Below are 21,644 nucleotides of genomic sequence, written 5' to 3'. Positions count from 1 at the left end.
TGGAAGTATCCCAAAAAGGCACATCCGGGCGGTACGCGAGCGGTCTGCGGTGAAACTGGCCGAAGAAAACATATCTCCGGACCTTCCCTGCCGAGGACAACCTGCACGCCCGACCGCCCGACCGCTTTCTACAAGAACGGACGGACCTTCTCCGCGGCATTGTCGTTCCGCATGTAACCTTTCCCCGAGCGGGCGCGCGTCCCCTCGCGCGCCCCGGCCTCCCCGGCTGCCCTCATGAACGGCAGCCGGGGATTTTTTTGCGCTCGGGTGTGGACCTCGCCCGGAACCTCCTGCAAGATACCTTCAATACCAAAACATAACCAAGGATCGGCATGAAGCAGAGGGTGTCCATCGCGACCATCATCGGGGGAGCAGCCATCGGGCTGTTCGCCACCGCCGACGCCGCCGCACAGACACCCCTCCCCCTGCTGCCCATGCCGCAATCCGTCGTCCGCGGCAGCGGCAGCTTCACCGTGCGCGACGGCACCGGCATCGTCGCGGCGGACGAGGCGGCTCAGCCCGCCGCGCGCCTGCTCGCCGAACATGTCGCCACCGAACGCGGCATCGCCCTCGTCCTCGGCACGAACGGCGCGATCCGCTTCGTCCGCGATGCCGCCGTCACCGGCGAGGCCTATCGCCTGACGGTCGACCCGCAGGGCATCACGATCGGCGCCTCCGCCGCGCCGGGCTTCGTGCACGGCGCGATGACGCTCGCGCAGTTGCTCAGTCCCGATGCGGCCCGCGGCAAGCCCGTCGCGGTGCCCGCGCTCACCATCGCCGATGCGCCGCGCTTCGCCTGGCGCGGGCTGATGATCGATCCCGTGCGGCACTTCCTCCCCATGCCTGCGCTGCACGGGATCGTCGACCAGATGGCCTCGGTGAAGCTCAACACGCTCCATCTGCATCTGACCGACGATCAGGGCTGGCGGGTCGAGATCCGCAAATATCCGAAGCTCACCAGCGTCGGCGGCTGGCGCACCCCGCCCTCGGCCGGCGGTACGGCCCCGCCGGACAAGGTCGGCGGCTTCTACACCCAGGCCGAGCTGAAGGACCTCGTCGCCTATGCCGCCGCCCGTGGCATCACCATCGTGCCGGAAATCGACCTGCCCGGCCACGCCCAGGCTCTGGTCGCCGCCTATCCGGAACTCGGCATCCTCGGTGACCGGCCGGAGGTGAGCAACCAATGGGGCATCATGCCCTATCTGTTCAATCCGGGGCCGAAGGGCATCGCCTTCGTCAAGGACGTGCTCGACGAGCTGATGGCAATCTTCCCCGGCACCTACATCCATTTGGGCGGAGACGAGGCGGTCAAGGACCAGTGGCAGCGCAGCCCGGTGGTGCAGGCGCAGATCCGGGCGCTCGGCCTCAAGGACGAAAACGCGCTGCAAAGCTGGATGATCGACCAGTTCGGCACCTATCTGCAATCCAAGGGCCGCCGCCTGATCGGCTGGGACGAAATCCTGGAGGGCGGCCTGCCCGCATCCGCCTCGGTCATGTCGTGGCGCGGCGAGGAGGGCGCGGTCGCCGCCGCCAACATGGGCCACGACGTGGTGCTGACCCCCGGTCTGCCGCTCTACCTCAACAATCTCCAGAGCACGCGCAGCGACGAGCCGCCCGGCCGTTTCGATGCGATCGTCACGCTCGACAAGGTCTATGCCTATGATCCGATGCCGGCCGGCATTCCGGCGGACAAGGCGCACCACGTGCTCGGCGCGCAGGGCAATCTGTGGAGCGAATACATTATCACGCCCTACCAATTGCAGCACCTCGCCTTCCCGCGGGCCGGCGCGCTGGCCGAGATCGCATGGTCACCGGCGGGCAAGCGGGACTTCAAGGGCTTCCTCGACCGCCTCCAGCCGCAGATCGCCCGCTGGCGCGCCGCCGGCATGGAGGTCGCCGACAGCGCCTTCGCCGTCGGCTATGCGCTGCAAGGCAGCCGCGGCGATGCGCTGCGTGCGAACCGCGTCACCGTGGCGCTGACGACGCAGGCGAACTACGGCACGATCCGCTATACCACCGACGGCAGCACGCCGACCGCCCGGTCGAGGGCCTATGCCGCGCCGCTGAACCTGAAGCCCGGCACCCCGATCCGCGCCGCCGCCTTCGCCGCGAGTGGCGCCACCGCCGCCCCCCGCAGCTTCGCGACGGATCGCGCCAGCCTGCTCGCACGCTCGACCAGCGATCTCGCCGCCTGCCCCGGCGGCAAGCTCGGCCTGCGTGTGCCGTTGACCGCTGATGCGACCGCCAACGCACCGGTCTACAATGTCGACATCTTCGACACCTGCACCGTCTATCCCGCCGCACCGCTCGACGTCGCGACCGGCTTCACGATAGCGGTCGCGCGGCTGCCGCGACCCTATGGCCTCGCGCACGACTTCACCAAGGTCCGCCGTTACTACAACGTGACGCCTCACGGCGAACTCGTCGTCAGTGCCGGCTGCCCGACCGATACGACCAGGACCCCCGTGATCGCCACCTTCCCCCTGCCCGACCCGGCCACTGCCCCCAACCGCTTCCGCTTCGCCGGTGCGCTGCCCCGCATCGCCGGCGACACCGACCTGTGCCTGCAATTCACCGCACCGACATCGGGGCCCTATTATGCGGTCGAGGCCATGCAGCTGACGGAGAACGGCCAATGAGAATCGCCCTCGCCGCCGCGCTGCTGCTCACCACCTCTGCGGTCGCCGCGCGCGACACCGTGCCGCTCGACGGCACCTGGCAGGTCCGCATCGACCCCGCCGACGGCGCTGCGGCCAAGGCGCATCCCAAAGCGGCACGCTGGTTCCCGGCGCGCGTGCCAGGCAGCGTGCAGGAGGATCTGATCCGCAGCCGCCAGGTGCCCGATCCCTTCATCGGCACCAACGAAGGCGCCATCCAATGGGCGGGCCTGACGGACTGGCAGTTCCGCAAGGTGGTGACGGTGACACCGGCGATGCTCGCCCACCGCCATCTCGACCTCGTGTTCGACGGGCTCGACACCTTCGCCAAGGTGAGCGTCAACGGCCAGCCGCTGCTCGCCGCCGACAACGCCCACCGCCGCTGGCGCGCCGATGCGAAGGCGCTGCTGCGCGAGGGGAAGAACGACATCCTCGTCAGCATCGCCTCGCCGATCAGGACGCTCCAGCCGATGGTGCTGAAGGAAAAGCACCCGCTGCCCGGCGAATATGACAGCGCCTATGGCGACGAGCCCAAGGGCGTGCAGACCAGCCCCTATATTCGCAAGCCCAAATACCAATATGGCTGGGACTGGGGGCCGCGCATCGTCGATATCGGCATCTGGCGCTCCGTCCGGCTGGAGGCATGGGACGATGCCCGTCTCGATCATGTCCGCGTTGCGCAGGACGCCCTGAACGATGCCGAAGCGCGGCTGACTGCGCATGCGACGGTCGTCGCCGATGCGGCGAAGACGGTGACGCTGTCCGCCACCGTCACCGCACCCGACGGTACCCGCCAGCAGGTGGCGCGGACGGTGACGCTCGCCCCCGGCAGCAACCCGGTCACCATCCCGCTGACCGTGGCCAACCCGCAGCGCTGGCAGCCGGTCGGCTATGGCGCGCAGCCGCTCTATACGATCGCGACGACCTTGGGCGACGACACGCAGTCGCGCACCGTCGGCCTGCGCACCGTCACGCTCGACCGAAAGGGCGGCGCGTTCGGCTTCGTGGTCAACGGTACGCCGATCTTCGCCAAGGGCGCCAACGTCATCCCGTTCGACAGCTTCCCCGCACGCGTCGATCCCGCCGAGCCCGCCGGCCTGCTGAAAGCCGCGCGCGATGCCAACATGAACATGGTCCGCATCTGGGGCGGCGGTTACTACCCCGACGACGCCTTCTACGACGCCGCCGACCGGCTCGGCATCATGGTGTGGCAGGACTTCATGTTCGGCGGTTCGGTTACGCCCCCCGGCGCCGATTTCCGCGCCAGCGTCGCCGCCGAAGCGGACGAACAGGTCGCGCGGATCGGCGACCATGCCTCGGTGGTGATGTGGGCCGGCAACAACGAGGTGCTGTCGGGCTGGGAAAACTGGTCGGATCGCAAGGCGTTCAAGAAGGCGGTCGGCCCCGACGAGCAGGAGCGGATCGGCACCGGTATGGCGGTGCTGTTCGACCGCGTGCTGCGCGAGGCGGTGACCCGCAACGCGCCCGGCATTCCCTATATGCCCGGATCGCCCTCGACCGATTACGAAGGCCCGGTCGATACCGATGCGAACGGCGACCGGCATTTCTGGGACGTGTGGTCGGGCAGCAAGCCGGTCGAGAACTATCTCGATTCCTGCCCGCGCTTCATGAGCGAATATGGCTTCCAGTCGATGCCGACGATGGCCACGATCCGCGCCTTCGCCGGAAAGGGCAGGCTCGATCCCGACAGCCCGGTGATGAAGGCGCACCAGAAATTCCTGGCCGGCGAAGGCAATGCGCGCCTGCGCCTCTACCTCGACCAGCGGCTGCGGCCGGCGAAGGATTTCGCCGACTTCGTCTATCTGACGCAGGTCAACCAGGCCCAGGCAATCGGCCTCGCCGCGCGTCACCACCGCGCCTGCCGGCCGGTGACGATGGGCTCGCTGTTCTGGCAGCTGAACGACGTCTGGCCCTCGATCAGCTGGGCGAGCATCGACCATCTCGGCTATTGGAAGCTGCTGCAATATGAATCGCGGCGCATGTTCGCGCCCCAGGCGATCGTCGCCGAGCACAGGAACGATGCCACCCTGCTCACGCTCGTGTCGGACGCGACGACGCCGGTCCCCGCGCATTGGCGCATCAGCGTGCGTGACATGGCCGGCAAGACGCTGACGGTGCGCGAAGGCGATGCGACGCTCGCGCCGCTGTCGGCGACGCCGATCTCCGGCCTCGACGATCGCGACCTGTTCGCCGGCGCCGATCCCGCCGGAAGCTACGCCGTCGCCGAACTGCTGGTCGGCGGCAGGACGGTGAGCCGCAGCATCGTCGAACGGCTGGTGCCCAAGGACATGGCCTATCCCGATCCCGGCCTGACGCTGAAGCGCGACGGCGATCGGCTGACCGTGACGGCGCGCAATTTCGCCCGCGCGGTGATGCTCGACTTCGGCGACGCCGGCGGCGCGGCCTCCGACAACGGCTTCGACCTGCTGCCCGGCGAAAGCGTGACGGTCACCGTCACCGGCAAGACCCCCATTGCAAGGACGCTCGCGCGATGATCCCCGCCCTCCTGCTGCTCGCCCAGGCCGCGACACCGACGCCCGCCGATCCGGTATCCGCCGCGATCGCCGCGATGACGCCCGAACAGAAGGCGGCCCAGCTGCAAAGCACCGCACCCGCCGATGCCGCCGCGGGCCTGCCCGCCTACGACTGGTGGGGCGAAGGGCTGCACGGCCTTGCCCGCAACGGCGTCGCCACCGTCTTTCCGCAGGCGATCGGCCTGGCCGCGACCTGGGACGTCGACCTGATGGAGCGCGTCGGCACCGTCGTCAGCACCGAGGCGCGCGCCAAGTTCAACGCGCAAGCGCCCTCGGCCAACCGCCGCATCTACGAAGGGCTGACCATCTGGTCGCCCAATATCAACATCTTCCGCGATCCGCGCTGGGGCCGCGGGCAGGAAACCTATGGCGAGGACCCGTATCTGACGGGCAAGCTCGGCGTCGCCTTCATCCACGGCCTGCAAGGGCCGGACGCCGCGCACCCCCGCGTCATCGCCACCCCCAAGCACCTCGCCGTCCACAGCGGACCCGAGGCCGGGCGCGACGGCTTCGACGTCGATCCCTCCCCGCGCGACCTGGAGGCGACCTATCTTCCCGCCTTCCGCCGCGCGATCACCGAGGGCAAGGCGCAATCGCTGATGTGCGCCTACAACAGCCTGCACGGCGTGCCCGCCTGCGCGGCGGGCTGGCTGATGAACGACCGGCTGCGCCGCGACTGGGGCTTCACCGGCTTCACCGTGTCCGATTGCGACGCCGTGTCCAACATCCACAGCTTCCACCATTATCGCCTCGATGCCGCAGGCGCGGCGGCGGCGGCGGTGAAGGGGGGCACCGATCTCAACTGCGGCACCGCCTATGCGGCCCTGCCGCAGGCGCTGGCGCAGGGCCTCGTCAGCCAGAGCGAGGTCGACACCGCGCTCGCCCGCGCATTGCGCGCGCGCCAGGCGCTCGGCATCGCCTTCGGCGCGAAGAGCCCGTGGAGCCGGATCAAGCCGACCGAGGTCGGCACGCCCGCCCACCGCGCCGCCGCGCTGGAGGCGGCGCGCAAGTCGATCGTCCTGCTCCAGAACACCGGCGATCGCCTGCCGCTCAAGTCCGGCGCCCGCATCGCGGTGATCGGCGCCGATGCCGACGACCTCGGCGTATTGCAAGGCAATTACCACGGCACCGCGGCTGCACCGGTCACCCCGCTGCAAGGCATCCGCACCCGCTTCGGCGCGGCCAACGTCGCCTATGCGCAAGGGTCGATCCTCGCCGAGGGCGCCGCCGTCGTCGTGCCGGAAACGGCCCTGCGATCGAACGGCAGGCCCGGCCTCGCCGGCACCTACACCGCCACCGGCACATCCGTCACCCGCCAGGACGGCCGCATCGACCTCGACATCACCCGCCGCGCCCCCGCCGCGGGGCTGCCGGTCACCGGCTATGTCGCGCGCTGGACGGGCGAGTTCGTGCCGCCCGGCCCCGGCCGCTACCGGCTGATCCTCGACCAGGCGCAATGCTGGAAGGATTGCTCGACGCACGACACCGCGCGGCTGGTGCTCGGCGGTCGCACGCTGCACGACGGCGCGCTGCCCAAGGGCCGCGTCGAGCTGACGATCGACAGCGACGGCACCGCCCAGCCGATCGACCTGACGCTCGACCACCGGTCGGAGGACGAAAGCTTCCGCCTGCTCTGGATCCCGCCCGCCGAGCCCCTGCTCGCGCAGGCGGTGGCAGCGGCCAAGGCGGCGGACGTCGCGGTCGTCGTCGCCGGCCTGTCGCCCGATCTGGAGGGCGAGGCGCTGTCGGTGCAGGTCCCCGGCTTCGTCGGCGGCGACCGCACCGACATCGCCCTTCCCCTCCCGCAGCAGCGCCTGCTCGATGCGCTAAAGGCGACCGGCAAGCCGATCGTCCTCGTCCTGTCGAGCGGCAGCGCGGTGGCGGTCGATCCCGCCTCGGCCGACGCGATCCTCGCCAATTGGTATGCGGGCGAAGCGGGCGGCACCGCGCTCGCCGAGGTGCTGGCCGGCACCACCAACCCCGCCGGCCGCCTGCCGGTGACGCTGTACCGCCACACCGGCGATCTGCCGGCCTTCGTCGATTATGGCATGAAGGAGCGGACCTACCGCTATTTCACCGGCACGCCGCTATGGGGCTTCGGCCACGGACTCAGCTATACGCGCTTCGCCTACGACGCGCCGCGCGGGGCCACGAGCGTCGCGGCAGGCAGCGACCTGACCGTGGAGACGGCGGTCACCAACGCCGGCACGCGCGACGGCGACGAGGTGGTTCAGGCCTATCTCGTCCTCCCCGCCCCCGCCGGCCGGCCGGGCTTCACCGACCCCGTGCTCCAGCGCCAGCTCGTCGCCTTTCGCCGCGTGGCCGTGAAGCGCGGCCAGACGCAACGGGTCGCCTTCACGCTCGATCCGCGCGCGATGAGCATCGTCGAGCGTGACGGCCGCCGCCACGTCGCCCCCGGCGCCTACCGCCTCTACGTCGGCGGCGGACAACCCGGCGACGGTGCCGGCCAGTGGTTCGACTTCACCGTGACCGGCAGCGATACGGAGGTGCCTCGATGAAAGATCACAGGTCTATGCTCGCCGAACCATGGACCCCGGGACGAGCCCGGGGTGACGAAGGGTCCATGAACCGCCGCCAGATCATCGTCGCGGGTGCCGCCTCCGCCGCGACGCTCGCCGCCCCCGCCTTCGCCGCCACCACGCCGCAGCTGCCGTCCAAGCGCCCCGCCCCGGCGGAGCGCCGCTTCACCAGCCCGGCGGTGGAGCGCGAACTCGCCCGCGTCGCCGCGCAGATCGGCGACCCGAAGCTGCGCTGGATGTTCGGCAATTGCTATCCGAACACGCTCGACACCACCGTGCGGATGAGCACGGTGGACGGACGACCCGACGCCTTCGTCATCACCGGCGACATCCCCTGCCTGTGGCTGCGCGATTCCTCGGCGCAGGTGAAGCCCTACCTCCACCTCGCCGCCAGGGCGCCCGAACTGCGCCGCCTGTTCCACGGCCTCATCGCCCGCCAGGCGCGCTGCATCCTGATCGATCCCTATGCCAACGCCTTCATGGAAGACCCGACGGCGAAGTCGAACCTCGAATGGTCGGCGCATGACGAGACGGTGATGAAGCCGGGCGTCGCCGAACGGAAGTGGGAGGTGGATTCGCTCTGCTACCCGATGCGGCTCGCCCACGGCTATTGGCAGGCGACACAGGACAGGACGCCGTTCGGCGCGACCTGGGCGGAGGCCGCCCGCGCCAGCATCCGCACCTTCCGCGAACAGCAGCGCAAAGACGGCAACGGCCCCTACAGCTTCCGCCGCTCGGCACCGCAGCCGACCGAGACGCTGCTGTGGGGCTACGGCAATCCGATCCGGCCGGTCGGGCTGATCGCCTCGGGCTTCCGTCCGTCGGACGATGCCTGCCTCTACCCCTTCCTCATCCCCAGCAATCTGTTCGCGGTCACCGCCCTGCGCGAGCTGGCGGTGGTCGCCGCCGCGGCGCGCGGCGACACGGCGCTCGCCGCGGACGCCACCGCACTGGCGGCCGAGGTGGAGGGCGCGCTGCGGCAATACGGCACGATGCGGCTGCGCAACGGGCCTGAGGTCTGGGCCTATGAGGTCGACGGCTACGGCAATGCCGTCTTCATGGACGATGCCAACGTGCCGAGCCTCTCCGGCCTCGCCTATCTCGGCTGCGTCGATCCCGCCGACCCGCTGTGGCAGCGCACCCGCGACGCCTGCTGGAGCGATGCCAACCCGTGGTTCTTCAAGGGCACGGCCGGCGAAGGCATCGGCGGCCCGCATGTCGGCGCCGGCCAGATCTGGCCGATGTCGCTCACCATCCGCGCGCTGTCGGCCGGCGACGATGCCACCGTCCGCGCCTGCCTCCGCACGCTGCGCGACACCGATGGCGGCACCGGCTTCATCCACGAAAGCTTCGACCGCAACGATCCCGCGAAGTTCACCCGAAGCTGGTTCGCCTGGGCCAATGGCCTGTTCGGCGAGCTCATCGTCCATCTCGCCGCCACCCGGCCCGCGCTGCTGAAGGCTCCCCTATGATTACGCGCCGTACCCTGCTCGCGAGCACCGCCGCCGCCGGTCTGCCGCTCCCGGCGTTCGCCGCCGCGCCGGCGCCCGCCGCGCCGAACCTGTTCGTCGGCACCGGCGGCCATGGCCACACCTATCCCGGCGCGACGCTGCCCTTCGGCATGGTGCAGCTGAGCCCGGACACCGACGTCGAGCGCTGGGATGCCTGCTCGGGCTATCATCGCGACGATACGTCGATCATGGGGTTCAGCCACACCCATCTGTCGGGCACCGGCATCGGCGACATGCTGGACGTGCTGGTGGTGCCGACACGCGGTCCGGTGCAGCTGATGCCCGGCCCGCTTGACGCCCCCGACAAGGGCTATCGCCAGCGCTTCTCCGCCGAACATGCCGAGCCCGGCTATTACCGCGTCGCGCTGGAAAGCGGCGTCCGCGCCGAGCTGACCGTCACGCCGCGCACCGGCTATCATCGCTACACCTTCCCCGCGGGGCCGGCGCATATCCTGGTCGACCTGTCGCACCTCGTGCTCGACAAGAGCGATCACGCGCCGCTCATCACCGATGCCGCCCTCGCACTGGATGCGGACGGCACGCTCACCGGCAGCCGCACCGTCAACCGCTGGGCGAAGGGGCGGCGCATCCATTTCGCGATGCAGCTGTCCCGCCGGCCGAGCCGCGTCACCTTCTACGGCGACAAGGATGCCGAACAGCCCGCTGGCACCCGCGCCGTGCAGGGCAACCGGCTGAAGGTCGTGTTCCACTATGACGATGCCGGCACGGCGCCTGTCGTTATCCGCTGTGGCATCTCCGGCGTCGATGTCGCCGGCGCCCGCGCCAATCTCGCCGCCGAGGCGAAGACGTGGGACTTCGACGCCGTCCGCCGCGCCGCGCAGGCCCGCTGGACGCGCGAACTGGATGCGATCACCGTCGAAGGCGGCACCGCCGACCAGCGTGCGATCCTCTCCTCCGCGCTCTACCACGCCCTGCTCGCGCCGACGCTCTTTTCCGATATCGACGGCCGCTACGTCGGGCTCGACCGGCAGGTGCACACTGTCCCGCGCGGCGATGCCGCCTACAGCACCTTTTCGCTGTGGGACACGTATCGCGCGCTGCACCCGCTGCTGACCATTGTGGCACCCGATAGGGCGCAGAGCCTCGTCGCCGATCTCATCCGCCAGACGCAGCAGAGCCCCTACGGCCCGCCGGTGTGGCCGCTGCAGGGCGTCGAAACCGGCACGATGATCGGCTGGCATGCGGTATCGGTCCTGGCCGAGGCGCAGGCCAAGGGGATCAAGGCCGATTACGCCGCCGCCTGGCCGGGCATCGCCAGGCGCAGCTTCGACTTCACCGCCCCCGACCTCGACAACAGCAAGGGCCGCGACCTCTACGACCGGATGGGCTACGTTCCCGCCGACAAGTGGTTCGAGAGCGTCAGCCGCACGCAGGAATATGCCTATGACGACTGGGCATCCTCGCACCTCGCCCGCGCGGCCGGCAAGACGGCGGAGGCCGACCGGCTGCTCAAGCGCTCGCGCAACTGGCGCAACGTCATCGACGGCTCGATCGGCTTCGCCCGCCCGCGCTTCGCCGACGGCAGCTGGTGGACGCCTTATGATCCGATCCAGCTCGGCCACATGCCCAAGCCCTGGTGGCGCGACTATACCGAGGCGAACGGCTGGCAGGCGACCTTCCTCAACCAGCACGATATCTACGGCCTGATCGCCCACATGGGCGGCGAGGCGACGTTCGAGGCGAAGCTCGACGCCCTCTTCACCGCGCCCTCGACGCTGCCCGCCAATGCGCCGCCCGACATCGCCGGCCTCGTCGGACAGTACGCGCACGGCAACGAGCCCGACCAGCACGCCGCCTATCTCTACGCCTACACCGGCGCTCCGTGGAAGACGCAGGCGATGGTCCGCCGCCTGTGCACGGAGATGTACCGGAACGACCCCGACGGCGTCATCGGCAACGACGATTGCGGTCAGATGAGCGCATGGTTCGTGCTGTCCTCGCTCGGCTTCTACCCGGTCGATCCGGTCGAGGCGGTCTACGTCTTCGGCTCGCCGCTGTTCGAACGCGCGACGATCGCGCTGCACGCCGGCAAGCGCCTCGTCATCGAGGCGCCGGGCAACACCGCCGACACGCCGTATGTCCGTTCGATCACCTTCAACGGCCGCCCCTGGACGAAGAGCTGGATCAGCCATGCCGACCTGATGAAGGGCGGCCGCCTCGTCTTCGCGATGAGCGCCACCCCGGTGAAGACCTTCGGCCAAGCCAAGACCGATCGCCCGCCCTCCAACGGACGGGGCGCGGCGTGACCTATCTCCCGCCTCAAGCACCACGTCATATCGACGGAGCGACCCAGTGACCGACCTTTCCCGCCGCACCCTCATCGCCAGCGGCCTCGCCGCGAGCGCTGCCACCGCCACGCCCGCCTTTGCCGCAGCGCCCGCCGCGCCGAAGCCCTGGGGCGCCACCCCGTCGCCGCGCCAGCTCGCCTGGCACGCGCGCGAGCGCTACGCCTTCATCCACTTCTCGATCAACACCTTCACCGATCGCGAATGGGGCTATGGCGATGAAAGCCCCAAGCTGTTCAACCCGACCGACTTTTCCGCCGACCAGATCGTCGCCGCGGCCAAGGCGGGCGGCATGCGCGGCATCATCCTCACCGCCAAGCATCACGACGGCTTCTGCCTGTGGCCGACGATGCTGACCGAACATTGCATCCGCAACAGCCCCTACAAGAACGGCAAGGGCGACATCGTCCGCGAGATGGAGCAGGCGACCCGCCGCGCCGGCCTCGCCTTCGGCCTCTACCTCTCGCCCTGGGATCGCAATCACCCCGAATACGGCCGGCCCGCCTATATCGATTATTACCGCAAGCAGGTGGTCGAGCTTTGCACGCGCTACGGCGAGCTGTTCGAATTCTGGTTCGACGGCGCGAACGGCGGCGACGGCTATTATGGCGGCGCGCGCGAAACGCGGAAGATCGACGCGCCGAAATACTATAACTGGCCCTCGATCATCGCGCTGGTGCACCAGCATCAGCCGATGGCCTGCACCTTCGATCCGCTCGGCGCGGATATCCGCTGGGTCGGCAACGAGGACGGCGTCGCCGGCGATCCCTGCTGGCCGACGATGCCGAACCACCCGTATGTCCAGGCGGAGGGCAACAGCGGCGTGCGCGGCGCGCCCTTGTGGTGGCCGGCCGAAACCGACGTGTCGATCCGCCCCGGCTGGTTCTACCACGCCGACGAGGATGCCAAGGTGAAGAGCCCGGCGCGGCTGATCCGCCTGATCGACGAATCGGTCGGTCGCGGCACCAACCTCAATCTCAACCTGCCGCCCGACCGCCGCGGCCGCATCCCCGACCACGATGTCGCGGTCCTCAAGAGCTTCGGCGATGCGCTCGCCGCCAGCTTCGCCACCGACCTCGCGCAAGGCGCGGTGGCGAGTGCCAGCGCCACGCGTGCGGCCGCCTTCGCGCCGGCCAGGGTGCTCGATGGCGATCGCAACACCTATTGGTCGACGCCGGACGGCGCCACCACCCCGACCCTCACGCTCGATCTGCCGCCGGGCCGTCGCTTCGACCTCATCCGCCTGCGCGAATTTCTGCCGCTCGGCGCCCGCGTCACCCGTTTCGCCGTCGAGGCGGAGGTCGGGGGCCGGTGGCAGCGGCTCGCCACGCACGAATGTATCGGCGCGCAGCGGATCATCCGCCTGGGCGCGCCGATCGCCGCCCGCCGCCTCCGGCTGGTGATCCTGGAGGCCCCCGCCTGCCCGGCGATCAGCGAGGTAGCGTTGTTCCTCAGCGTTGCGCCGGTCCCCGTCGCCGCGCCGCGCGTGACCGATGCCGCGAACCTCTCCACGCAGGGCTGGGCGATCACCGCTGCCTCGGCCCCCGGCGCGGAGGCAGTCATCGACGGCGAGGCTGCCACCGTCTGGAGCCAGCCCGCACCCACCACGACGCCGGCCAGCGTGACGATCGACCTCGGCAAGGCGCAGACCGTCGCCGGCTTCAGCCTCACCCCCTGGCGCCATCCCGACAAGGTCAGCAGCCCGCCGCGCGGCTATCGCGCCGAGACCAGCGTCGACGGCAAGACCTGGTCGCCGGGCGCGGAGGGCGAGTTCCAGAACATCGCCTATGCGCTCTCCACCCAGCGCATCCCCTTCACCGCGCCGCGCGAGGTCCGCTACCTGCGTCTGACGTTCGCGGCGACCGCGGTGCCGGCGCAGACACTGGCGATCGCCGACATCGGCGCCTTCGCGCGGTAGAGCAGACGTTTACATGATGCCCGTCATCCCCGCGCAGGCAGGGATGACGGTCCTGCCGGATACGACGGCCGCCTTACCGCGGATGCCTCAAATCCCCTCGGCGAATACCTCGCGCCCGGTCGCTTCCAACGCGCGCGTCAGATCGGTAAGGCACGCCGCCACCAGCGCCGCGTCCGGACTGCGCACCACGAAATTCGCCCCCGTCCGCCCTTCGCGGAAGAAGGGGTACGAGCCGATCGATACCCCCTCGTGGCTCTTCTCCGCCGCACGCAGCAGGTCGGCGACCTCGCTTTCCGCCACCCAGCAGCCGATCGTGCCCGACACCACCGGGCGACCGCCCTCCAGCGTGCCGGTCAGTGCATCGAGCATGCCGGCCGTGATGTGCGGCACACCCGCCATGATGAAGATGTTGCCGATCCGGATGCCCGGCGCGCCCGACACCCGGTTGGGGATCAGCCCCGCTCCCGCCGGCACCCGCGCCATCCGCGCCCGTGCCTCGGTCAGGCCGCCGCGCGTCGCGTAATAACGGTCCAGCACCGCCAGCGCCTCGGGATGATGCTCCACCCCGACACCCAGCGCCGCAGCGATCGCGTCGACCGTGATGTCGTCATGGGTCGGGCCGATGCCGCCGGTGGTGAACAGATAATCGTTGCGCGCGCGCAGCGTATTGACCGCCTCGACGATCGCCTCGGTGCGATCGGGCACCACCCGCACCTCGACCAGCCGGATGCCCTGGACGTTGAGCCAGCTCGCCAGCTGCGCGATGTTGCGGTCCTGCGTGCGGCCCGACAGGATCTCGTCACCGATGACGACGAGCGCGGCGGTCCAGATGCGTTCCTGCTCCATCCGTTCGCCATAGCCTCGCAAAAGCGCGGCCGTCACGCTATATCGGCTGCCATGACCGATTACGTCACCGTCACCTCCGACGCACCCGAAGGCCGCACCGGCGCCATCAAGCTGCACGGCCCCGCCGCCTTCGCCGGCATGCACAAGGCCGGACGCCTGGCTGCCGAGACGCTCGACATGCTCGTGCCGCACATGGTGCCGGGCGTCACCACCGCCGAACTCGACCGGCTGATCTACGATTTCGTGCTGGCGGGCGGCGGCGTGCCCGCGACGCTCGGCTATCGCGGCTATACGCATTCGACCTGCATCTCGATCAACCATGTCGTCTGCCACGGCATCCCGTCGGAAAAGACGCTGAAGTCGGGCGATATCGTCAATGTCGACGTGACGCCGATCGTCGATGGCTGGCACGGCGATACCAGCCGCATGTACCTGATCGGCGACGTGCCGCTGAAGGCGCGCCGATTGGTTGAGGTGACGTACGAATGCCTGATGCTCGGCATCGAGCAGGCGCGGCCCGGCAACCACATGGGCGACGTGGCGCATGCCATCCAGCGCCATGCCGAAAAGCATCGCTACGGCGTCGTCCGCGATTTCTGCGGCCATGGCGTCGGCCGGCTGTTCCATGACGCGCCGGAGGTCGTCCACGTCGGCAAGCCCGGCACCGGCCCCGAATTGAAGCCCGGAATGATCTTCACCATCGAACCGATGATCAACATCGGTCGCCCCGACGTGAAGCTGCTCGACGACGGCTGGACGGCGGTGACGCGGGATCGCTCGCTGTCGGCGCAGTTCGAACATTCGATCGGCATCACCGACACGGGATGCGAGATCTTCACGGTGTCGCCGGCGGGGCGTCATCAGCCGCCGTACGCCTGACGCGCCGCGCGGAACTCGGCTAGAGGAGCGTCAGCGCCGCGCGCGGCGGCTGTCCGCCTGACGCGCGGAAGCGATCGTGTCGACCACCAGTTCGTAGAAGGCCGGCGAATAGCCCGCCGCGACGAACGCCTTCACCTCGGCCGACGCGATGGCATAGCCCCGGCGCCAGCTGAGCACCGCGATGCGCCGGAGTGCCTCCAGCTTCGGATCGGCAAGTTGCGGGCTGATCCGCACGCCGAACAGCAAGCCCAGCCAACGCGACAGCCGGCCCGGCTGGCGCAGGGTCGACAGGCCGTCGCGCCGCGCGATGCCGATCACCGAACGTTCCAGCTCCGTCAGCATCGGGCGCTCCTCGGCCTGGGCCAGCTTGGGGAATGCGGGTGCCAGCGTCGGCAGGTGCGCGACCGGAGCCGCGCTCGCACGGGCATAGCCCGCGTTGCCGGGCTCGGCGAAAGCAAGAAAGGCCATGGCGTCACTCCCTTTTCGATAGCGGCAGACAGCGCCGCATCGGTGGCGATGCAGCCTGGTAGCGCGCGTGTGTTGCGACCGGTTGTCCGCCGATCGAGCGACGTGCGTCCGGATACTGTCCGAAGCCCGCCGGCTCCCGTGCCGCCCAGCTTCTATACCGATTGGTATAAAAGCGCGTTCAGCGTGCGTCAATCGTTTTATACCGTTCGGTAGCGAAATCTCGCCGCAGTGTCGCGGTGCCCCATCGGAACCGGTGGATACACCGGCCGGCAGCTTCGTTTTCCCCCTAGCACGACAGGAGGATCGCATGTCAGACCCGTCAAAGCCGGACCCCGCGGTCGATCCCGACCGGCAGCGCCACAGTCAGCCGTTCGATGCCGACGACGGCCTCTACGGCCAGGAATATCACCGCGACCGCGAGGCCGCGCAGGGCCGCGATCTGCCCAGCGGCACCGTCGCCGCGAAACCCGGCACGCCGGCACGCACCGCGTCCGGCATCGATACCGACGCCGACATTCCGCCCGACAACGGCCGCCGAGCCTCGTTCGACCCCAGGACCGGCGCCGTCCACGGCAGCGGCAGCGGTGCCGGCGGCGGCAATCCCGGCGAGGATTTCGCCAGCGACGCCGCGGGCGGCGACGGCTATCCGATCACCGGCGCCGAAGGAACCCCGGACGGCGCACCCGACGACCTGGGGCCGCCGCACTTCAAGCAATAGGCCGAGGCACCGAATGGCCGTATCACAAGGCGGAACTACGGCCACAGCTGGAGCGGGCAAACATCAACCCAATCCGTTCGTGCTGAGCCTGTCGAAGCACAGGTGAGACTCATGCCCTTCACAAGCTCAGGGCAAACGGCAAGCGCGTGTCGAGTTCCCGTTTCAAACACTTGAGCGTCGAGCGTTACATCAACCCGTTTGCGCTGAGCCTGTCGAGGGGCACCGTGCCGCAAGCAAACCGCCCGCGGCATCCCCGCCCTTCGACAGGCTCAGGGAAACGGAAAAGGTACAAACCGCATCTATAGCTCGATGCGCTAAGCCAGGACCAATCGACCTTCAATCCTCCCCCGCCAGGGGGAGGTGGCAGGCGCAGCCTGACGGAGGGGGAGGTAAGCGACGCATGTCGTGCTTGGGGAGACGCCCCCTCCGTCGCCTTGGGCGCCCCCCGCCAGGTCAGGGCTATCGCATATGCCGATGATAGCCGCCGGCTGCGGGTGAAGGCGCATGCCATCCCAATATCCTTCGTCACCCCGGACTCGTTCCGGGGTCCACCGTGCCGCAAAGCCAATAGCGTATGGGTGTGCGGCACGGTGGATGCCGGACCAGGTCCGGCATGACGGAAGATCAAAGAACACCGCCGCGGATCAGGCACCTCATATCCGACAGCCCTGCCCTGCCGGGGAAGGATGAAGAGAACCCCTCATCTTGAATGCCGATCAGCCCTAGTACACGACCCGATACCCGGCCCGATCCCGCACCCGGCACACCCCCAACTTACTTGAGCGGCACGATCACCTCATCCGGATGCGCGACGTTCAGCTCCTTGCGCACCATCTCGTCCACCATATCCGGATTGGCATGGTCGGGATCGAGCAGCGCGACGCGGTTCTTCAGCACCGCGCGCTTCTGATCGAGCAGGGCGAACTGCTTCTCGCGGCGCGCCAGCTGCTTCTTGTAATCGCCATAGGCCAGCATGCCGTTCGGCCCCAGCACCGCATAGGCGCCGAAGAACGCCATGATGGTGAGGCCCAGCGCGGGCAAGGCGGCACGGCGCATCGTCCTGCGAAACGCCGAAGTCCTGATTGCCCGTGCCATGCCGCTATCCTTGCCTGCCCGCGTGTCCGGATCAAGCCTTCAGAACGTCGCGACCCGCATAACGTGCCGCATCGCCCAGCTCTTCCTCGATGCGGATCAGCTGGTTGTACTTGGCAAGCCGGTCCGACCGGGCGAGCGAGCCCGTCTTGATCTGGCCGCAGTTGGTGGCGACGGCGAGGTCGGCAATCGTCGCATCCTCGGTCTCGCCCGACCGGTGGCTCATCACCGCGGTGTAGCGCGCGCGCTGCGCCATGGTCACCGCTTCCAGCGTCTCGGTCAGCGTGCCGATCTGGTTGACCTTCACCAGCAGCGAATTGGCATAGCCGCCCTCGATGCCGCGCTTCAGCCGCTTGGGGTTGGTGACGAACAGGTCGTCGCCGACCAGCTGGGCCTTATCGCCGACGAGGTCGGTCAGCGCCTTCCAGCCCTCCCAGTCGTCCTCGCTCATCCCGTCCTCGATCGAGAAGATCGGGTAGCGGCGGGTGAGGTCGGCGAGATATTCCGCCATCGCGCCGCTTTCCAGCACCTTGCCCTCGCCGGCGATATGGTAGCGGCCGTCCTTGTAGAATTCGGTCGCCGCGCAATCGAGCGCCAGCATCACGTCGTCGCCCGGCGTGTAGCCCGCCTTCTCGATGCTGGCCATGATGAAGCCCAGCGCCTCTTCGGTGCTGGCGATATTGGGGGCGAAGCCGCCCTCGTCGCCGACGCCGGTCGCCAGCCCCTTGTCGTGCAGCGCCTTCTTGAGCGTGTGGAAGATTTCCGAGCCGCAGCGCACCGCCTCGACGATATTCTCCGCGCCGACCGGCACGATCATGAATTCCTGGAAATCGATCGGATTGTCGGCATGTTCGCCGCCGTTGATGATGTTCATCATCGGCACCGGCAGCACATGCGCCGATACGCCGCCGACATACTTGTAGAGCGGCATGCCGCGCGCCTCGGCGGCGGCCTTAGCCGCGGCGAGGCTGACGCCGAGGATCGCGTTCGCGCCCAGCCGCCCCTTGTTCTCGGTGCCGTCGAGCTCGATCATGGTGCGGTCGAGGTCGGCCTGGTCCTCGGCATCCAGGCCGATCAGCGCCTCGACCAGTTCGCCGTTCACCGCCTCGATCGCGTCGTCGACGCCCTTGCCGCCCCAGCGGCTCTTGTCACCGTCGCGCTTCTCGACCGCCTCGTGCGCGCCGGTCGACGCGCCCGACGGCACGGCGGCGCGGCCGAAGCTGCCGTCCTCCAGCAACACGTCGACTTCCACGGTGGGGTTGCCCCGGCTGTCGAGGATCTGGCGGCCATGGATGTCGATGATTGCGGTCACGTAATGATGCTCCTACCTCGGGCGGGTCACGCGGCGGCCTCTACCCTGCCCGGTGCGGTGCGGCAATCTCCTCCACCGCGAGGGAACCGTGCCGGATGGGCCGGGTTGAGGGTGTCGAACCATTCGAAAGGGCGCGTCATGGCCGATTCTGACTTGAAACCGCAGGGCGACAGCGACTTCAACCCACCCCCCCCCACCACCGACTTCACCCCGGCCGAGCCGCTGAAGACCAGCGGCGTGGCATTCGATGCCGATTCCTCTCCCTCAGGCGACGCCGGATCGGACGCCGGCGGCAGCAAGACCGAACAGGCCAAGCAGACCGTAAAGGACTATTCCTCCAAATACGGCGCGCAGGCGACCGACAAGATCCGCACCCTCGCCGACACCGGCAAGGAACGCGCGGTCGGCGGCCTCGACCAGCTGTCGCAGATGATCAACGACGCTGCCGGTCAGGTCGATGAGAAGCTGGGCGGCCAATACGGCGAATATGCCCGCTCGGCGGCGGGTGCGGTGTCCAACTTCTCCGAACAGATCAAGGCGAAGGATGTGGACGAGCTGCTGGAGGATGCGCGCGGCTTCGTGCGCAAGAGCCCCGGCGTGGCGATCGGCGTCGCCGCCGCCCTCGGCTTCGCGCTTGCCCGCATCATCCAGTCGGGGATCGACGGCGACGGCCCCTCCGGCGGCAAGGCCTGATCCGGCCGATGGCGACGACCGAGCCCCTGCCCGGCCTGATCGAGGACGAAGGCATCGCCACGCTCGTCGGCCAGCTGGTCGACGATGCCCGTGGCTTGGCCAGCGCGGAGGTCGCGCTGGTCAAGGCGCGCATCGGCGAGCGGACCAGCGCCTATAAGAATGCGGCGATCTACTTCGTTGCCGCAGGCGTTCTGGCCCTTGCCGCGCTCATCGCCTTGCTCGTCGGGCTGATCCTCAGCCTGGCGACGCTGATCGGCCCCGGCCTCGCCACCGCGGCCGTGGTGCTCGCGGTGTTCGCGATTGCGGGCGTCCTCGCCATCATCGGCAAGGGCCGGCTCGCACCGGGGAGGCCGCAATGAGCGCGCCCGAACCCGCCGCCCGCCTGGCGCAGGCCGAGGCCGACGCAGCCGCCGCACGCGAGCGGCTGTCGTCGACGCTCGGCAAGTTGCAGGTGAAGCTCAACCCGCGCGATCTCGCCCGTCAGGTCGGTCGCGACGTGGCGGACAAAAGCGCCGCCGCGGCACAGGCGAGCCTCAACACCGCGGTGCGCAATCCCGGCGCCGTCGCCGGTGCGACCGCGGCGGCGGGGCTTTTCCTCGCTCGCCATCGCATCATCGCCCTGTTTCGCCGCAAACCCAAGCACAAGCCCGGTCATCGGGAGCGCGAGCCCGGCCTCGGCCCGCAGGACTGATCTTTCGAAAGGATAAGACCCATGCCCAATACGCACGCGCATGACCACGACACCCACGGCCCCATCGACGATGCCAAGCATGCCGCCGCCGACGCTGCCCGCCGCACGGCCGACGCGATCGACACCAACCCGCTCGCGCTCGTCGCCGGCGGCGTCGCCATCGGCGCGCTGGCCGGCGCGCTGATCCCGCGGTCGGCCAAGGAAAAGGAACTGCTCGCCCCGCTCGGCCGCACGTTGGCCGATCGCGCGCGCGGTGCCGTGCAGGCCGCACGTGAGGCAGGCACCAACGAGTTGCACGACGCGGGCCTCTCCCGCGACGCTGCCAAGGATCAGGTCAAGTCGCTGTTCCAGGGCATTGCCAAGGCGGCGACCAGCGCCGGCAGCGCCGCCGCCAAGACCGCCGCGAACAAGGGCTGACGAATGGGGCGCCCCGCACGCCGGGGTGCCCGTTCCGTCCGCTCGGGGGGTTCAATATTGCAGCGCAGCACGCTAGGAGCCTGCGCTTGAACCTCTCACCCGGGATGTATCGATGAGTAAGCTTCACCTCGTCTTCGGCGGCCGCGTCAAGGACCCCCGCACCCTCGAATTCGCCGATCCCTCGGCTCTCGAAGTCGTCGGCATCTTCCCCGACTATGCCAGCGCCGAAAAGGCATGGCGCGCCAATGCGCAGCGTACCGTCGACGATGCCGAAATGAAGTTCGTGGTGGTCCACCTCCACCGCCTGCTGGAGCCCGACTTGCTGGCATCGCCGGAGGCGTGAAGGCGTACCCTCCATCGTCATCCCGGCGTTCGCCGGGATCCATGGAGGGATAAGCGGTAACGTGGGCGCATCATCGCTGATGGCGCCTCGCCCATGGGTCCCGGCGTTCGCCGGGATGACCACTTGGCCGATATGACGACGTGCGGGTTACTCTCCCGCCGTCAGATGAACTCGACCTTCGACACCACGTAATACCGGTCGCCCGCGGGCACCGACACCTCGACCTCGTCATCCACCTTGCGGCCGATCAGCGCCCGGCCCAGCGGCGAGTTGTACGAAATCCGCCCCGTCTTCGCATTCGCCTCGGTCTGGCCGACGATCTGGTACTTGACCGGCTTGTCGTCGTCGTCGAGCAGCGTCACGGTCGCGCCGAACACCACCTTGTCGCCGGACAGATCGCGCGGATCGATGATCTGGGCGCGGCTGAGCTTGTCCTCGATATCAGCGATCGATGCCTCGATCTGGCCCTGCCGCTCCTTGGCGGCATGATATTCGGCGTTTTCCGACAGATCGCCGTGCGCGCGCGCTTCCTCGATCGCGTCGACGATCTGGGGACGCTCCGTTTTCAGACGCTTCAGGTCCGCGGTGAGCGTGTCATAGCCCTCCTGGAGCATCGGCATCTTTTCGACGGTCGCCATAGTCTCGTCCCCAATTCACTCATTCCCCGCGGCGGCCGTCCGATCGGAAGGCCGCCCCGC

The 21,644-nt window shown here is 69.0% G+C and carries 18 protein-coding genes; 13 read left to right on the top strand and 5 right to left on the bottom strand.

Translation table 11 applies throughout. From position 1 onward, the window contains the following. The first annotated feature begins 344 nt into the window (after nt 1-344). From AC4GY7_RS07190 to AC4GY7_RS07165, 6 genes are all read left to right on the top strand, one after another. Nucleotides 345-2,639: a beta-N-acetylhexosaminidase gene (locus AC4GY7_RS07190; RefSeq protein ID WP_491112763.1), complete on the top strand. Its 2,295-nt coding sequence runs from the start codon at nt 345-347 to the stop codon at nt 2,637-2,639. Then, nucleotides 2,636-5,173 carry a beta-mannosidase gene (locus AC4GY7_RS07185; RefSeq protein ID WP_491112762.1) on the top strand — a complete coding sequence of 846 codons (2,538 nt, stop codon included), beginning with the start codon at nt 2,636-2,638 and terminating at the stop codon, nt 5,171-5,173. The genes AC4GY7_RS07190 and AC4GY7_RS07185 overlap by 4 nt, the downstream gene beginning before the upstream one ends. Continuing rightward, entirely contained in the window at nt 5,170-7,731 is a 2,562-nt protein-coding gene (locus AC4GY7_RS07180) for a glycoside hydrolase family 3 C-terminal domain-containing protein (protein ID WP_491112761.1), read from the top strand. The genes AC4GY7_RS07185 and AC4GY7_RS07180 overlap by 4 nt, the downstream gene beginning before the upstream one ends. A 65-nt stretch (nt 7,732-7,796) precedes the next feature. Beyond that, the gene (locus AC4GY7_RS07175) at nt 7,797-9,224 is read left to right on the top strand and encodes a glycoside hydrolase family 125 protein (RefSeq protein WP_491112760.1); all 1,428 of its coding nucleotides are present in this window, start codon (nt 7,797-7,799) and stop codon (nt 9,222-9,224) included. Beyond that, on the top strand, nt 9,221-11,530 hold the full coding sequence (locus AC4GY7_RS07170) for a GH92 family glycosyl hydrolase (protein WP_491112759.1): 2,310 nt from the start codon (nt 9,221-9,223) through the stop codon (nt 11,528-11,530). The genes AC4GY7_RS07175 and AC4GY7_RS07170 overlap by 4 nt, the downstream gene beginning before the upstream one ends. A 46-nt stretch (nt 11,531-11,576) precedes the next feature. After that, nucleotides 11,577-13,487, top strand: a complete 1,911-nt coding sequence (locus tag AC4GY7_RS07165; RefSeq protein ID WP_491112758.1) for an alpha-L-fucosidase — start codon at nt 11,577-11,579, stop codon at nt 13,485-13,487. 87 nt (nt 13,488-13,574) lie between these two features. Here AC4GY7_RS07165 and AC4GY7_RS07160 read toward each other — a convergent pair whose 3' ends face one another. Further along, a complete protein-coding gene (locus tag AC4GY7_RS07160; protein ID WP_491112819.1) occupies nt 13,575-14,333 on the bottom strand; it encodes a competence/damage-inducible protein A in 759 nt (252 codons plus the stop codon). A gap of 51 nt (nt 14,334-14,384) precedes the next feature. On the opposite strand from AC4GY7_RS07160, the gene map reads away from it, so the two are divergent. Continuing rightward, the gene (gene map / locus AC4GY7_RS07155; protein ID WP_443584864.1) at nt 14,385-15,212 is read left to right on the top strand and encodes a type I methionyl aminopeptidase; all 828 of its coding nucleotides are present in this window, start codon (nt 14,385-14,387) and stop codon (nt 15,210-15,212) included. Between the two features lie 30 nt (nt 15,213-15,242). Here map and AC4GY7_RS07150 read toward each other — a convergent pair whose 3' ends face one another. Next, a complete protein-coding gene (locus AC4GY7_RS07150) occupies nt 15,243-15,680 on the bottom strand; it encodes a hypothetical protein (RefSeq protein ID WP_491112757.1) in 438 nt (145 codons plus the stop codon). 307 nt (nt 15,681-15,987) lie between these two features. Between AC4GY7_RS07150 and AC4GY7_RS07145 the strand changes: the two genes are divergently transcribed. Continuing rightward, nucleotides 15,988-16,398: a hypothetical protein gene (locus AC4GY7_RS07145; protein WP_491112756.1), complete on the top strand. Its 411-nt coding sequence runs from the start codon at nt 15,988-15,990 to the stop codon at nt 16,396-16,398. A 774-nt stretch (nt 16,399-17,172) separates the two neighbouring features. On the opposite strand, the gene AC4GY7_RS07140 is transcribed toward AC4GY7_RS07145, so the two are convergent. Next, nucleotides 17,173-17,493, bottom strand: a complete 321-nt coding sequence (locus AC4GY7_RS07140; protein WP_443584860.1) for an FtsB family cell division protein — start codon at nt 17,491-17,493, stop codon at nt 17,173-17,175. A 31-nt stretch (nt 17,494-17,524) separates the two neighbouring features. Beyond that, entirely contained in the window at nt 17,525-18,802 is a 1,278-nt protein-coding gene (gene eno, locus AC4GY7_RS07135) for a phosphopyruvate hydratase (RefSeq protein WP_491112755.1), read from the bottom strand. A 138-nt stretch (nt 18,803-18,940) separates the two neighbouring features. On the opposite strand from eno, the gene AC4GY7_RS07130 reads away from it, so the two are divergent. From AC4GY7_RS07130 to AC4GY7_RS07110, 5 genes are all read left to right on the top strand, one after another. Next, complete coding sequence (locus AC4GY7_RS07130) at nt 18,941-19,495, top strand: hypothetical protein (RefSeq protein ID WP_491112754.1); 555 nt, start codon at nt 18,941-18,943, stop codon at nt 19,493-19,495. 8 nt (nt 19,496-19,503) lie between these two features. Further along, the gene (locus AC4GY7_RS07125) at nt 19,504-19,854 is read left to right on the top strand and encodes a phage holin family protein (protein WP_491112753.1); all 351 of its coding nucleotides are present in this window, start codon (nt 19,504-19,506) and stop codon (nt 19,852-19,854) included. Then, the gene (locus AC4GY7_RS07120; protein WP_491112752.1) at nt 19,851-20,186 is read left to right on the top strand and encodes a DUF3618 domain-containing protein; all 336 of its coding nucleotides are present in this window, start codon (nt 19,851-19,853) and stop codon (nt 20,184-20,186) included. Before AC4GY7_RS07125 ends, AC4GY7_RS07120 begins: the two co-directional genes overlap by 4 nt. A 21-nt stretch (nt 20,187-20,207) precedes the next feature. Beyond that, the gene (locus AC4GY7_RS07115) at nt 20,208-20,603 is read left to right on the top strand and encodes a hypothetical protein (RefSeq protein ID WP_491112751.1); all 396 of its coding nucleotides are present in this window, start codon (nt 20,208-20,210) and stop codon (nt 20,601-20,603) included. A 112-nt stretch (nt 20,604-20,715) separates the two neighbouring features. After that, nucleotides 20,716-20,946, top strand: coding sequence for a DUF4170 domain-containing protein (locus tag AC4GY7_RS07110; protein WP_443584854.1), 231 nt, complete (start codon nt 20,716-20,718; stop codon nt 20,944-20,946). 161 nt (nt 20,947-21,107) lie between these two features. Here AC4GY7_RS07110 and greA read toward each other — a convergent pair whose 3' ends face one another. Then, nucleotides 21,108-21,584, bottom strand: coding sequence for a transcription elongation factor GreA (greA, locus tag AC4GY7_RS07105; RefSeq protein ID WP_443584853.1), 477 nt, complete (start codon nt 21,582-21,584; stop codon nt 21,108-21,110). Nucleotides 21,585-21,644: the final 60 nt, after the last annotated feature.

It is taken from the genome of Sphingomonas sp. SP5, from assembly GCF_058313455.1.
Note: the sequence above shows the minus strand (reverse complement) of the source record. Positions and strands in the feature narration are given on the sequence as shown.

Bases quoted from the DNA above. Each gene is read 5' to 3' on its own strand.
- AC4GY7_RS07185 (WP_491112762.1), top strand. From the start codon at position 2,636: ATGAGAATCGCCCTCGCCGCCGCGCTGCTGCTCACCACCTCTGCGGTC.
- AC4GY7_RS07180 (WP_491112761.1), top strand. From the start codon at position 5,170: ATGATCCCCGCCCTCCTGCTGCTCGCCCAGGCCGCGACACCGACGCCC.
- AC4GY7_RS07175 (WP_491112760.1), top strand. From the start codon at position 7,797: ATGAACCGCCGCCAGATCATCGTCGCGGGTGCCGCCTCCGCCGCGACG.
- AC4GY7_RS07170 (WP_491112759.1), top strand. From the start codon at position 9,221: ATGATTACGCGCCGTACCCTGCTCGCGAGCACCGCCGCCGCCGGTCTG.
- AC4GY7_RS07160 (WP_491112819.1), bottom strand. From the start codon at position 14,333: ATGGAGCAGGAACGCATCTGGACCGCCGCGCTCGTCGTCATCGGTGAC.
- map (WP_443584864.1), top strand. From the start codon at position 14,385: ATGACCGATTACGTCACCGTCACCTCCGACGCACCCGAAGGCCGCACC.
- AC4GY7_RS07150 (WP_491112757.1), bottom strand. From the start codon at position 15,680: ATGGCCTTTCTTGCTTTCGCCGAGCCCGGCAACGCGGGCTATGCCCGT.
- AC4GY7_RS07145 (WP_491112756.1), top strand. From the start codon at position 15,988: ATGTCAGACCCGTCAAAGCCGGACCCCGCGGTCGATCCCGACCGGCAG.
- AC4GY7_RS07140 (WP_443584860.1), bottom strand. From the start codon at position 17,493: ATGGCACGGGCAATCAGGACTTCGGCGTTTCGCAGGACGATGCGCCGT.
- AC4GY7_RS07130 (WP_491112754.1), top strand. From the start codon at position 18,941: ATGGCCGATTCTGACTTGAAACCGCAGGGCGACAGCGACTTCAACCCA.
- AC4GY7_RS07125 (WP_491112753.1), top strand. From the start codon at position 19,504: ATGGCGACGACCGAGCCCCTGCCCGGCCTGATCGAGGACGAAGGCATC.
- AC4GY7_RS07120 (WP_491112752.1), top strand. From the start codon at position 19,851: ATGAGCGCGCCCGAACCCGCCGCCCGCCTGGCGCAGGCCGAGGCCGAC.
- AC4GY7_RS07115 (WP_491112751.1), top strand. From the start codon at position 20,208: ATGCCCAATACGCACGCGCATGACCACGACACCCACGGCCCCATCGAC.
- AC4GY7_RS07110 (WP_443584854.1), top strand. From the start codon at position 20,716: ATGAGTAAGCTTCACCTCGTCTTCGGCGGCCGCGTCAAGGACCCCCGC.
- greA (WP_443584853.1), bottom strand. From the start codon at position 21,584: ATGGCGACCGTCGAAAAGATGCCGATGCTCCAGGAGGGCTATGACACG.